Origin of the sequence: Spongiactinospora gelatinilytica, assembly GCF_003236385.1 — a bacterium.
GTDB classification, from domain to species: domain Bacteria; phylum Actinomycetota; class Actinomycetes; order Streptosporangiales; family Streptosporangiaceae; genus Spongiactinospora; species Spongiactinospora gelatinilytica.
In genome coordinates, this window is the sequence record NZ_POUA01000229.1 from 1 (window position 1) to 12,515 (window position 12,515).

10 protein-coding genes are annotated in these 12,515 nt (G+C 69.8%); 5 read left to right on the forward strand and 5 right to left on the reverse strand.

Annotation, left to right across the window (positions count from 1 at the left end):
- Positions 1-1,145: 1,145 nt before the first annotated feature.
- From C1I98_RS25165 to C1I98_RS41700, 3 genes are read right to left on the reverse strand one after another with little or no spacing between them, the layout of a single operon-like run.
- Positions 1,146-1,391 (reverse strand): hypothetical protein, encoded by a 246-nt coding sequence (locus C1I98_RS25165; protein WP_111169902.1) that lies wholly within the window; start codon positions 1,389-1,391, stop codon positions 1,146-1,148.
- A 37-nt stretch (positions 1,392-1,428) separates the two neighbouring features.
- Positions 1,429-1,776: a hypothetical protein gene (locus C1I98_RS25170; protein ID WP_111169903.1), complete on the reverse strand. Its 348-nt coding sequence runs from the start codon at positions 1,774-1,776 to the stop codon at positions 1,429-1,431.
- Complete coding sequence (locus tag C1I98_RS41700) at positions 1,776-1,928, reverse strand: hypothetical protein (RefSeq protein WP_158558175.1); 153 nt, start codon at positions 1,926-1,928, stop codon at positions 1,776-1,778. Before C1I98_RS41700 ends, C1I98_RS25170 begins: the two co-directional genes overlap by 1 nt.
- A gap of 267 nt (positions 1,929-2,195) precedes the next feature.
- Between C1I98_RS41700 and C1I98_RS25175 the strand changes: the two genes are divergently transcribed.
- The gene (locus C1I98_RS25175; RefSeq protein ID WP_146607616.1) at positions 2,196-3,470 is read left to right on the forward strand and encodes a hypothetical protein; all 1,275 of its coding nucleotides are present in this window, start codon (positions 2,196-2,198) and stop codon (positions 3,468-3,470) included.
- Between the two features lie 286 nt (positions 3,471-3,756).
- On the opposite strand, the gene C1I98_RS25180 is transcribed toward C1I98_RS25175, so the two are convergent.
- On the reverse strand, positions 3,757-4,170 hold the full coding sequence (locus C1I98_RS25180; RefSeq protein ID WP_111169905.1) for a hypothetical protein: 414 nt from the start codon (positions 4,168-4,170) through the stop codon (positions 3,757-3,759).
- 641 nt (positions 4,171-4,811) lie between these two features.
- Between C1I98_RS25180 and ppdK the strand changes: the two genes are divergently transcribed.
- The 3 genes from ppdK (at position 4,812) to C1I98_RS25195 (ending at position 10,005) form a co-directional block, all read left to right on the forward strand.
- Positions 4,812-7,457 carry a pyruvate, phosphate dikinase gene (ppdK, locus tag C1I98_RS25185; RefSeq protein ID WP_111169906.1) on the forward strand — a complete coding sequence of 882 codons (2,646 nt, stop codon included), beginning with the start codon at positions 4,812-4,814 and terminating at the stop codon, positions 7,455-7,457.
- A 60-nt stretch (positions 7,458-7,517) separates the two neighbouring features.
- On the forward strand, positions 7,518-8,750 hold the full coding sequence (locus C1I98_RS25190) for a deoxyguanosinetriphosphate triphosphohydrolase (protein ID WP_111169907.1): 1,233 nt from the start codon (positions 7,518-7,520) through the stop codon (positions 8,748-8,750).
- Between the two features lie 61 nt (positions 8,751-8,811).
- Entirely contained in the window at positions 8,812-10,005 is a 1,194-nt protein-coding gene (locus C1I98_RS25195; RefSeq protein ID WP_111169908.1) for an NAD(P)/FAD-dependent oxidoreductase, read from the forward strand.
- 46 nt (positions 10,006-10,051) lie between these two features.
- Here the strand turns inward: C1I98_RS25195 and C1I98_RS25200 are convergent, their stop codons facing one another.
- Positions 10,052-10,996 (reverse strand): M23 family metallopeptidase, encoded by a 945-nt coding sequence (locus C1I98_RS25200; protein ID WP_111169909.1) that lies wholly within the window; start codon positions 10,994-10,996, stop codon positions 10,052-10,054.
- A gap of 155 nt (positions 10,997-11,151) precedes the next feature.
- Here C1I98_RS25200 and dnaG point away from each other — a divergent pair.
- The coding region (gene dnaG / locus C1I98_RS25205; RefSeq protein WP_111169910.1) for a DNA primase at positions 11,152-12,515 on the forward strand (1,364 nt) is incomplete at its 3' end.

Genomic DNA, 12,515 nt, shown 5'->3' on the forward strand with positions numbered 1-12,515 from the left:
CACTGAGAGGTTCGCCCCGCCAACCGCCTTCGCCCCGCCCTGGGGGCTGCGTTTCCGAAACGGTCTTCGCCCCGCCCTGGGTGCGCTTTCGAAATCGTCTTCGCTTCGCTCAGGCGTCTTCCTTCGCGTCGGGCTCCGCCCGACGCCGCCGCTACCGGTCCTGCCCTCCCGAACGGCCAAGAGAGGCCAACCGCCAGCCCTCGCAGCCCCGCAGCACAGGACGGCAGTACGGGACAGGCCCGCGATGTACGCAAGCCGTCCTCCCGCCGCGCTCCCGTGCTCGGTTGTGCCCCGTGCCCGGCATTTGCGAGCGCCGTGCCGCTCGCCCTACCTGGCGCCGGCTACAACGCCGATGGCGTCCCACCGAGTGGTGTGCATGGGAATGTTCAAGTGGGGACATCGCGCAGGTCAGCCACTCCGGGTTGCGAGAAGTTCCACCATCCCGCGGGTGGTGATCTTTCCCGGTACTACACGCCTGCCGTAGGCCCCACTCCGTTACCCACCCTCCCCATTCCCACCCGCCACCAGCAGACGGGCCGCGCTCCGCGCATGCTCAATCGCCTTCGCCTCGCTCAGCCGTGTTCTCTTGTGTCGGGCTTCGCCCGACGCCGTCGCTACAGGTCATGCCCTTCCGAGTTCCCGTACCCAGTCCCGCCCTGACCCGGTTTTCGCGAGCGTCGAGGTCGCCCGCCGTACCGAGGGCGTGAGATGGGCAGGGGCCACGACGGCGGACGGCCTTAAGAACTCGGCACCGTCTTCAACCGGGTACTGGATGCCGTCTTCGGTGGGCTTACCTGCTTGCGGCCCGCTGGGTCTCTTCCCGGTGATGTACCTGTGATCACCTCAACCGGCGACGTCGAACCGGTCCAGACACCATGACCCGGCTGGTAAGACCCGTCCATCCCCAGGGCTAGTACGCGCCCTCCCCGTAGATCTCGACTATGAGTGCGAGCACGGTCGGCCCTACTCCAGGAGGCACAGACCATGAAAAGAGCGCGGGCGGGCGGCGTTGTGGGGTACGCCGCCCGCCCGCGCGGCACGGGGCTACCAGGTCCCGTGCGGCGCGGTCCGGCCAGGGAAGGTGGGCCGCCGCGCGGTGTGCGGCGCGGCGGCGTTGTACTTCCGCGCCAAGCCGCCACGCCCGATCATGAGATGTCCTCCCACGCGTCCCCGGCCCTGACCACCGTCGCGCCGTCTGTGCGGATCGCGGTGAGTACGGCCGGGCCGTACACGTACCCGACGCCGACGAATGACAGTCGCGCGTACCGCACCCGGCCACGGCCCTCTGGGCGGGCGGCGAGGGCGTCGAGCATGGCCCGTTCGGCGGTCTCCGGGCTGTCGGTCACGCCGCAGGCGCGGTACGCGTCGCCGGCTTCGACCTCCCAGACCATGAGCAGGAACCGTACCGTGCGCCCAGGGAGGAAACCGTCAGGCAGGGCCTACACCACGAGGCCCCTCCACGGTCCCGGCCGCCGGGTTCAGCAGCGCGTAGTCGCGTACCAGCGCCTCGACGGCCCCGGGCACGGTACCGCGATGGACGTACAGCGGGATGCCGGGCCTGAGCTGTCGCGGGCTGTGCCACCAGATGCCGTCGGCCTTGACCACCGCGACCAGGCCGAAGCAGAGCGACACCAGCATTCCGCCACGATCCCTGGCCATGAAGGCGTGAATGCCGTGCGCGGCGAGCGCGTCCTTGAGCCGGTGGGCGGTTTCGTCCTCGGGCGCGGTCGGGCCGGGGGGCCTGCGGTGCGGGTAGGCGAGCATGAACGCGTCCATCAGCCACGCCCCAGCGAGCTGTAGGTGTCCAGGCAGCCAAATCTGGACTTACCGGAGAGCAGGCAGTCATAGACGCGGGCCCCATTGGTTACTTTCGGGGCGAATTTACGGGATATGCCGGTGATCTTCAGCGGCGCCGTGTTCTTGCGCAACGGAACGCACCTCCTTACGGCCGAGGGCCCGTCGAGCTGTCGGCCGTTGCTCGGCGGGTTTCCACTTTGTTATCGGCCATTTCAAATCAGTGATCATGCTCCGTCGAGCTGTAAACGCGGGGATACTTGCTGTAGAACTCCGTTCACGAGCATCTACACTCTCCGCAGGATGGGGCGAATATGGGGCGTGATCTCCCTGCTTGGGCTGCGCGTCTGCGCACAGAACGCAAAAGTCGAAAATGGGGGCGTACCGAGCTGGCCAAGAAGATGATCGATGCCGACCATGCGAACCTGTTGCCCTGCGTGAAATCGATCATCGGGAGCATCCGAGGCCACGAGACCGGCCGACATCATCCGTCCGAGCCGTACCGGCCTCTGTACGCCCGCGTTTACGGCCGTACCGACGATGAGCTATTCGGTCCGGTTTGCCACCAAAACGACGCTCAATCTCATATGCCAGTCATAACGGCGTCATCCACGGGTACGCTCGACGGTGTGACTCAGACCGGGTTGACCGGGGGTGAGGATTTCATGGAACGACGGCGGCTCATGCAGGACTCGGCGAAGCTGGCTGTCGGCGCCGCCGCGGCTCCTGTTCTCATGGCGTTGACCGACGCATGGCAGGCGTCGACTAAGCCGCTGCCAGGTGCGACCGTCTCCGAGTCCATGATCGACGACTGGGAGAACGCGGCTGATGTCCACCACCGCAACTTCATCGTGGACCCGCCCGAGGTCGTTCTCGCCGCGCTCGCCATCGACTTCGCCGACATGGCCCCGCACCTTCGTCGTAGTCAACCCCTATCGGTGACCAGGGCGCTCAATCATGTAGCGGCCCGTCATGCGCACTGGATCGCCGGGGGTTGGTTCTTCATGGGAGCGCGCCGTGAGGCCACCAGATGGTGGGCGCGAGTGCGTGAACTCGCCGATACCTCTGGTGACAACGAGATGGCTGCGACAGCCCGCAGTTGGGAGGTCAACTGCCGCATATCCGACCCCCGGGAGAACCTGGTCGAGCTACTGACTCTGGCGGAGGACGCATGCCGCGCTGGAGGCGAGCGGCCCAGCATGGCGCTTGTCCGGGCGATCGCCACACAGGCACAGGTTCTCGCGCTCATGGGCCGCGATACCGATGCCGTTACCATGATCCGAAAGGCGGAGGCGGTTTTCGAGCGTATGCCCTCAGCGCATACGTGGCGGGCTGTGCGAGAAGAGGGTAATCTCCACTTTTTCCGGAGCTTCGTTTACACGCTAACACAACGGCACAATCAGGCTGCTGAGGCACAAGAGTGGGGTGAGCGGCAGTCGATACCCGGCGAATACCGGATTCGGCAGGTCCGCCTGCATCGGGCGGCGGCGGTGGCCCGGCACGAGCCCGAAGAAGGGATATCGCAGGCCCTGCGTATTCTCGAAGATCACTCGGACGCTCGCCAGAACCCTCTCGTCAACGGATCGGCGAGACTCGTCCTCACGACCCTTCCCGATAAAGCCCGAGCCCTGCCTGCTGCACAGGAGTTGCGCGCACTCACGGCCGTGTCAACCTGACCCACTGTGTTGGAGGTCTGTCCACCAGCCTGATCGTGTGGGGGGGTATCCGGCCGCGTACCTGTCGGCCGACCTAGGGACCGTCATCCCGAACCGCTCCAGGCCGGGCGCGCGCCGCGCGCTTGCGGCGTCGGCGGGTCAAGTGGTTGCGGCACGCTCCGGCCTGGGAAGGTGTGGGGCCGCCGTGCAGTGGGAGACATGGGCGGGGTGAACGCCTCGTTCCCGCCCACGCCCGGTGGCCCGCCGTACGGCGCGGCGGTGCGGTGACTGATCCTAGGGAACTCAGCTATCCGATCGCCTGTTGGGGTGTGTCCAGCCATACCTGCTGCCCGTCCGAGGTGACGGTCATCCTGGGCCGGTAGCGGCTGGGCTCGCCCCAATCCAGCCATCTGAAGCAGGCGTCGGTGACGGTGCCGGGTGCGGAGTTGGAGGAGGTGTAGAGCCCGCCGGCTTCGGCTCGGAGGTCGGTTGCGCCGTCGTCGAGCTGAGTGACGATGGGGAGCCGTGAGTAGATCGCATCGAGCCAGGTGGCGGGGTCGGTGTCGCGGTCAATGATCGTCGTGGTGTCGTCGGCGACGAGGCCCACGGGGGCAATGAACTGATGCCGGGGCACCGCTCGCAGCGCCCGTTTGACAGGGGTGCTGATGTCGCCGATGTCGTCGATCAACCGCTCGATTCGTGCCGCGACGCTCGCGTCCACTACTTCTTCTCGTCTTTCGGATCGCCCTCGTGCTTGCCGCTGGGGGCCGTACTGTCGGGATGTCCAGCGGGGGGTGGCTTTGGAAGCGGCTTGTCCTCCTTCGGCTTACCTTCGTGCTCGCCGCGTGTGGCGCTCATCCTGCCCTCCTGACCCCGGATCGGTCGCCTGACGTGACGGTACGGATACCGTGCGGTTCCCGCCGGGCAGGCGACCGCCCCTGTCTGGTACAGGCCACGGTGAGTCGCCGTAACCGTACATGATGCTGCACAAGGAGGGCGGCTGGGCACCGGCGAGGGTGGTGATCGGCATGCCAAGAGCATCGCGTCCCGCCCCCGCGCCGCACATCGCCCAACTGGCTCGAATGCACATCGGCCGATCGGTTGATACGCCCTTACGCCGCCCCGCAGGCCGCGCTCGGCCGAGGGAAATTGGTTTACACCAATTGGTATAAACCAATCTACTGATCGATCCGGGGCAAGGGTGTATTAGATCCAGGTGTCAATTGGATTAGACCTCATCGTCCCGTCTGACCTGGGTAAACGTATTATTTCCTGATGGGTGACGTTTCGTCATCATGTTCATCGGTACAGTCCCAGGTAAGGCGGATCGATGCCTTCGTTGGCGGCGGAGAAGGAGCTGCGGTGCCGAAGTTTGTTTACGACTTCACCGAGGGGAACAAGGACCTCAAAGATCTCCTGGGCGGCAAGGGCGCCAACCTGGCCGAGATGACCAACCTGGGGCTGCCCGTTCCTCCGGGCTTCACGATCACCAGCGAGGCGTGTCGCAGTTACCTCGCGGACGGGGCCTTCCCCGCCGGCCTCGGCGACGAGATCGAGGCGCACCTGGCGGAGCTGGAGCGGCGGATGGGCAAGCGGCTCGGCCAGGCCGACGATCCGCTGCTGGTCAGCGTGCGGTCCGGGGCGAAGTTCTCGATGCCGGGCATGATGGAGACCGTCCTCAACATCGGGCTCAACGACGAGTCCGTACGCGGGCTGGCCAAGCAGGCCGGCGGCAACGACCGCTTCGCCTGGGACTCCTACCGCAGGCTCATCCAGATGTTCGGCAAGACCGTCCTCGGCATCGACGGTCGTTTCGAGGAGGCGCTGGAGGACCTCAAGGGGGCCCGCGACGACCTGGACCTGACCGCCGCCGACTTCCAGCGCCTGGTCGAGGTCTACAAGGGGATCGTCCGCGACGCCACCGGCAGGGACTTCCCGGCGGACACCCGCGAGCAGATGCGGATGGCCGTGGAGGCGGTCTTCGAGTCCTGGAACGCCCCCCGCGCGATCCTCTACCGCCGCCAGGAGCGCATCCCGGCCGACCTGGGCACGGCGGTGAACATCTGCACCATGGTCTTCGGCAACCGGGGCATGGACTCCGGCACCGGCGTCGCCTTCACCCGCGACCCCGGCACCGGCCAGCAGGGCATCTACGGCGACTACCTGCAGAACGCGCAGGGTGAGGACGTGGTGGCGGGCACCCGCAACACCGTCCCGCTCCAGGACCTGGCCACGATCGACCCGGCCGCGTACGACGAGCTGCTGGCGATCATGGAGAGGCTGGAGAACCACTACCGCGACCTGTGCGACATCGAGTTCACCATCGAGCGCGGCAAGCTGTGGATGCTTCAGACCCGCGTCGGCAAGCGCACCGCCGCCGCGGCCTTCCGCATCGCCGTACAGCTCGCCGACCAGGGCCTGATCGACCTCGACGAGGCCGTCACGCGGTGCAGCGGCGAACAGCTCGCCCAGCTCATGTTCCCCCGCTTCGACAGCAAGGTGAAGGCCAGGAAGATCACTACGGGGATGAACGCCTCGCCGGGCGCGGCCGTCGGCAGGGCCGTGTTCACCTCCGAGCGGGCCGTCGAGCTGGCCGAGCAGGGTGAGGACGTCATCCTGGTACGCCGCGAGACCAACCCCGAGGACCTGGGCGGCATGATCGCCGCCAGGGGCATCCTCACCAGCCGGGGCGGCAAGACCTCGCACGCGGCGGTCGTCGCCCGCGGCATGGGCAAGACCTGCGTGTGCGGCGCCGAGGAGCTGGAGGTCGACGTACGCGCTGGGCGGTTGACCGCCCCGGGCGGCGTGGTGGTCGAAGAGGGCGACGTGCTGTCCATCGACGGCACCACCGGCGCGGTCTACCTGGGCGAGGTGCCCGTCGTGGACTCCCCGGTGGTGGAGTACTTCGAGGGTACGGCGGACCCGTCCGACGACCTGGTACGGGCCGTGGACCGGATCATGCGGCACGCCGACCAGGCCCGCGCGCTCGGCGTCCGGGCAAACGCCGACACCGGGGAGGACGCCGCGCGGGCCAGGCGGTTCGGCGGCGAGGGCATCGGGCTGTGCCGTACCGAGCACATGTTCCTCGGCGAGCGGCGCAGGCTCGTGGAGAACCTGATCCTGGCCGCCGGCGGCGAGGAGCGCCAGGCCGCGCTGGACGCGCTCGAACCGTTGCAGCGGGCCGACTTCGAGGAGATCTTCACGGCGATGGACGGCTTGCCGGTGACCGTCCGCCTGATCGACCCGCCGCTGCACGAGTTCCTGCCCGACATCGTGGATCTGTCGGTGAAGGTCGCCACCGGCCGCGGATCGGACCGGGACGCCACGCTGCTGGAGGCCGTCAAGCGCCTGCACGAGCAGAACCCGATGCTCGGCCTGCGCGGCGTACGGCTCGGCCTGGTGATCCCCGGGCTGTTCGCGATGCAGGTGAGGGCCATCGCCGAGGCGGCGCGCAGCCGCCGGGAGCAGGGCGGCGACCCGCGCGCCGAGATCATGATCCCGCTGGTCGGGGCCGTGCAGGAGCTGGAGCAGATCCGTGAGGAGGCCGTCGCCATCCTGAGCCGGACCGGCGTCGAGGCGCTGGTCGGCACCATGATCGAGGTGCCGAGGGCCGCGCTCACCGCCGGGCAGATCGCCGAGGCGGCCGACTTCTTCTCCTTCGGCACCAACGACCTCACCCAGATGACCTGGGGCTTCTCCCGCGATGACGTGGAGTCGGCGTTCTTCGGGAAGTACCTGGACCAGGGCATCTTCGGCGTCTCGCCGTTCGAGACGATCGACCGCGACGGCGTCGGACGGCTGATGCGGATCGCCGTGGAGGAGGGCAGGCGCACCCGTCCGGACCTCAAGCTGGGCATCTGCGGCGAGCACGGGGGCGACCCCGAGTCCGTGCGCTTCTGCCACGAGGTGGGGCTCGACTACGTGTCCTGCTCGCCGTTCCGCATCCCGGTGGCCCGTCTGGAGGCCGGCCGCGCGGCCATCGCGGGCACGACGTCGGACACCCGCTGAACGTTTCCCCGACGTCGGTGGCATAAGGCTGGTGGTGAGGGAATAGTCTCAAGTCCACTGATGCGTTCGTACAGCGAGCATGACCAGGAGCGATGGGTGCCGGAACCGCCCGGCAACCCCGAGCGCGGCGCGTTCGAGCGCGACCGCGCCCGGGTGCTCCACTCCTCGGCGCTGCGCAGGCTGGCGGCCAAGACACAGGTGGTCGGCCCGGGGGAGACCCTGGGCAGCGGCCAGCAGGTGCCCCGGACCCGGCTCACCCACTCCCTGGAGTGCGCCCAGGTGGGCCGGGAGATGGGCAAGGCGCTGGGCCGTGACCCCGACCTGGTCGAGACCGCCTGCCTGGCCCATGACCTCGGGCACCCGCCGTTCGGGCACAACGGCGAGAGCGTGCTGGACGAGCTGTCCGCCGGGTGCGGCGGCTTCGAGGGCAACGCGCAGAGCCTGCGGCTGCTGACCCGCCTGGAGGCCAAGGTCGTCACCGAGGACGGCCGCAGCGCGGGGCTCAACCTGACCAGGGCCGCGCTCGACGCCGCCACGAAGTACCCCTGGCCCGGCCGCGGCGCCGGCCCGTTCGGCGTCTACGCCGACGACCTTCCGGTCTTCGCGTGGATGCGGCAGGGGGCGCCCGAGGGCAGGGTGAGCTTCGAGGCGCAGATCATGGACTGGGCCGACGACGTAGCCTACTCGGTACACGACCTTGAGGACGCCCTGCACTCCGGGCACGTCACCCTCGGCGCGCTGCGCTCGCCCGCCGAGCGCGCCGAGGTCTGCGAGCGCACGGTCGGCTGGTACGCGCCCGGGGCCGACCGGGCCGAGCTTGAGGCGGTGCTCGCCCGCCTGATGGACCAGCCGTACTGGCCGCGCGACTTCGACGGCAGCCTGGCGGGCCTGGCCGCGCTGAAGGGCCTGACCAGCGCCCTCATCGGCCGCCTGACCCGCGCGGCCCAGCTCGCCACCGTCGAGGCGTACGGCGAGCGCCCCGGCCGCCACGACGCCGACCTGGTGGTGCCCGCCGCGGCCCGCGTGGAGTGCGCGCTGCTGAAGGGCATCACCGCGCACTACGTGATGTGCAGCGCGGAGCGCAACGCCGTCCAGGCCCGGCAGCGCGAACTGGTCACCGAACTGGCCGCCGAGATCATGCTCGGCGCGCCCGGCACGCTGGAGCCCGCGCTGCGGCCCGCGTTCGCCAGGGCGGAGAACGACGCGGCGCGGGTACGCGTGGTCATCGACCAGATCGCCTCGCTGACCGACACCTCGGCGGTCGCCTGGCATGCGCGGCTCACCGGACGCTGACCCCGGCGCAGGCGGATACTAGTGATCGCCGAGCATCCGATCACGTGGAAGAGGAGACCTAATGGCGGGACATGTCATCATCGGTGCTGGTCTGGCGGGGGCGAAGGCCGCCGAGACCCTGCGGGAGGAGGGCTACGAAGGCCCCGTCACGTTGATCGGTGAGGAGGACCTGCGGCCCTATGAGCGGCCGCCGCTGTCCAAGGACTACCTGATGGGCAAGAGCGAGCGGGCCGCCGCGTTCGTCCACGAGCCCGACTGGTACCCGGCCAACTCCGTCGATCTGCGGCTGGGCGCCGCCGTCACGGCGATCGACCTCGACGCCCGCACGGTGACGCTCGCCGGGGGCGAGGCCCTGCCGTACGACAAGCTGCTGCTGGCGACCGGCTCGTCCGCCAGAGGGCTCGACGTCCCCGGCGGGGAACGCGCCAAGCGGCTGCGGACCTTCGGCGACAGCGACGCGCTGCGCGCGGCGTTCGCCGGCGGCGGGCCGGTCGTGGTGGCCGGGGCGGGCTGGATCGGCCTGGAGACCGCCGCGGCGGCCCGCGAGGCGGGCCGTGAGGTCGTGGTGGTCGAGCAGGCCCCCGGGCCGCTGCACCGGGTCCTCGGCCCCGAACTCGGCGAGGTCTTCGCCGCGCTGCACCGCCGCCACGGGGTCGGGTTCCGGTTCGGCGTCTCGATCGCGGAGATCACCGCCACCGAGGTCCGCACCTCGGAGGGCGAGAGCCTGCCCGCCGCCCACGTGATCGCGGGGGTCGGCGCCGCGCCCAACGTGGCACTGGCCCGCGCGGTGGGCCTCGCGGTGAACCAGGGCGTGCTGACCGACGCGTCGCTGCGCAGTACCTCCCACCCCGACGTGTTCGCGGCCGGCGACATCGCCGAGGCGTTCCACCCCCTGTACGGCAGGCGCGTACGCGTCGAGCACTGGGCGAACGCCCTGCACGGCGGCCCGGACGCGGCACGCGCGATGCTCGGCCGGGAGGTCACCTACGACCGGGTGCCCTACTTCTTCACCGACCAGTTCGAGCTGGGCATGGAGTTCAGCGGCGACATCGAGGGCTACGACGAGGTGGTCTTCCGCGGGCCGGCCGGCGACCTGGAGTTCGTCGCGTTCTGGCTGCGCGCGGGCAAGGTCATCGCCGGGATGAACGTCAACGTGTGGGACGTCACCGACCAGATCCAGGACCTGATCCGCGCCGGGCGGGCCGTGGACCCGAAGGCCCTGGCCGACCCGGAGGTGCCGCTCGGCTCCCTGTGACGCCCCCGGGGCGGGCGGGGCACGCCCGCCTCGCAGGCCCCTGAGGTCAGGAGGTGGAACCGGTCGTCGCGTGCGGAGGCGAGGGGTGGACCACGGTCGGGACCGGGTTGGGCCGCGGATTTTTCTTCTTCTTCCCGCCGTCGGGGGTCTCCGGCGGGGGAGTGGCCGCCTTGCCGGTGCAGAGGATGCGGCAGGCCGGCTCGGCCCCGCTCTTCTCCCGCATCTCCAGCACCTCCTCGCGGGGGGAGAACGTGCGGTTGCCGTCGCGCCAGGCGTCCAGGTAGTCCCACGGCTCGACCATGCCGCGCCGGACCCACCACACGTCGGCGCGGGTCTTCCAGGAGATCGCGAAGTAGAGGTTGGTCGCGTTGCCCGCGGCGTTGCCCGAATTGCCGATGCGGCCGAGGGTCTGCCCGGCGTTGACCTTCGTGCCGGGGGCGAGGCCCGGGGTCACCGAGTCGAGGTGGCCGCCCAGGTAGCGCACGCCGTCCACGCCGATGATCGACACGAACCGCCCCTCGCGGTCCTTGCCGAGGTCGCTGGAGGCCCGCCACCCGTCGTCGCCGGAGACCTCGTCCACGGTGCCGTCGATGGGCGCGATGAACGCGCAGCCCCGCTCGGCCCAGATCGTGGTCTTGGGCAGCACCAGCAGCTTGCGCGCGTATTTGGCCTCGCAGCCCTTGACCGGGAACGCGTAGGTGTACTTGGAGACCTTCGGCGGCGGCACCTGCACCGGCACGTCGGCGGGCGGGCGCTGTACGGCGACGCGCGCCTCCCCCGAGGGGCCGGCCCCCTTGATGGAGACGCCTCCCTGGGCGGGGATGGTGGCGATGACCTCGGACGCGGTCTGTGGCGCGGTGGCGACCGGTGAGACCGTGACGACGCCCGCCACTCCGCCCGCCGACGCGCAGGCGCCGGTCAGGAGCACCGCGCCGGCGGCCGTGGCCGCCGCGGCCAGACGCCCCGAACGTGCGTGATGTCCTGATCGCATCTTCTCCACCTGCGTACGCTATCCCGTTGTGACTCGCCGGGAGTCATTACCTTTGTAGCGGACTGCCGGTTCGGCCATGACCCGTTCGGGAAAGTCCGGCAGCGATCCCGGGCACCCAGGCGCGTTCTGTCGGCCCCCGCCAATAGACTCGCGGCGTGGCAGGCCGGATCAGCGATGACGACATCGCGCACGTCAGGGAGCGCTCACCCATCGCCGACGTGGTGGGCGAGCACATCCAGCTCCGCAACGCGGGCGGCGGAAACCTGAAGGGCCTCTGCCCCTTCCACGAGGAGAAGAGCCCGTCCTTCAACGTCACCCCCGCCCGCGGCTACTGGTACTGCTTCGGCTGCGGCGAAGGCGGCGACGTCATCACCTTCGTCCGCCGCCTTGAGCACCTGACCTTCTCCGAGGCGATCGAGCGGCTGGCCCAGCGGGCGGGCATCCAGCTCCGCTACGAGCAGGGCGGTTACGTCCCCGGGCGGGAGCAGGGCGAGCGCACCCGGCTGATCGAGGCGCACCGCGCGGCGGCCGAATACTACGCCGAGCTGCTGGGCGGGCCCGAGGCCGGGCCCGGGCGCAGGTTCCTGTCCGAGCGCGGGTTCGAGCGGGTCGACGCCGAGCACTTCGGGGTGGGGTTCGCCCCGCCCGACTGGGACCGGCTGGCCAGGCACCTGATGGGCCGCGGCTTCACCGCCGCCGAGCTGATCAAGGCGGGCATCGCCAAGGAGGGCCGCCGGGGGCCGATCGACCGGTTCAGGGCGCGCCTGGTGTGGCCGATCCGCGACATCACCGGCGACGTGATCGGCTTCGGCGCGCGCAAACTGCTCGACAACGACGAAGGCCCCAAATACCTCAACACCCCTGAGAGCCCGCTCTACAAGAAGAGCGAGGTGCTCTACGGCATCGACCTGGCCAAGCGCGAGATCTCCAAGCGTTCGCAGGCCGTGGTGGTCGAGGGCTACACCGACGTGATGGCCTGCCACCTGGCCGGGGTGCCCACCGCGGTGGCGACGTGCGGCACGTCGTTCGGCGAGGGGCACATCAAGATCCTCCGCCGCCTGCTGCTCGACCAGGCCGAGTTCCGCGGCGAGGTCGTGTTCACCTTCGACGGCGACCCGGCGGGCCAGAAGGCCGCGCTGCGGGCCTTCGCCGAGGAGCAGAAGTTCGTCACGCAGACCTTCGTCGCGGTGCAGCCCGACGGGCTCGACCCGTGCGACCTGCGGGTCAAGCACGGCGACGCGGCGGTCAGAGACCTCGTGGCGAGCCGTGAGCCGCTGTTCGCGTTCGCCATCCGCAGCACGATCTCCCGTTACGACCTCGCCACCAACGAGGGCAGGCTGGCCGCGCTCGACGCGGCGGCCCCCATCGTGGCCGCCATCAAGGACCGCGCGCTGCGCCAGATGTACGCGATCGACCTGGACCGCTGGCTCGGCTTCCTCAACGAGCAGCTCGTCATGGGGCGGATCACGGAGATGGCCGGGCACCCCGCCCCCGCCGCCGGGCAGCAGCCCCGCCGCGC

Bases quoted from the DNA above. Each gene is read 5' to 3' on its own strand.
- C1I98_RS25165 (WP_111169902.1), bottom strand. From the start codon at position 1,391: ATGGTCTGGGAGGTCGAAGCCGGCGACGCGTACCGCGCCTGCGGCGTG.
- C1I98_RS25170 (WP_111169903.1), bottom strand. From the start codon at position 1,776: ATGGACGCGTTCATGCTCGCCTACCCGCACCGCAGGCCCCCCGGCCCG.
- C1I98_RS25175 (WP_146607616.1), top strand. From the start codon at position 2,196: ATGATCGATGCCGACCATGCGAACCTGTTGCCCTGCGTGAAATCGATC.
- C1I98_RS25190 (WP_111169907.1), top strand. From the start codon at position 7,518: ATGCGTTCGTACAGCGAGCATGACCAGGAGCGATGGGTGCCGGAACCG.
- C1I98_RS25195 (WP_111169908.1), top strand. From the start codon at position 8,812: ATGGCGGGACATGTCATCATCGGTGCTGGTCTGGCGGGGGCGAAGGCC.
- C1I98_RS25200 (WP_111169909.1), bottom strand. From the start codon at position 10,996: ATGCGATCAGGACATCACGCACGTTCGGGGCGTCTGGCCGCGGCGGCC.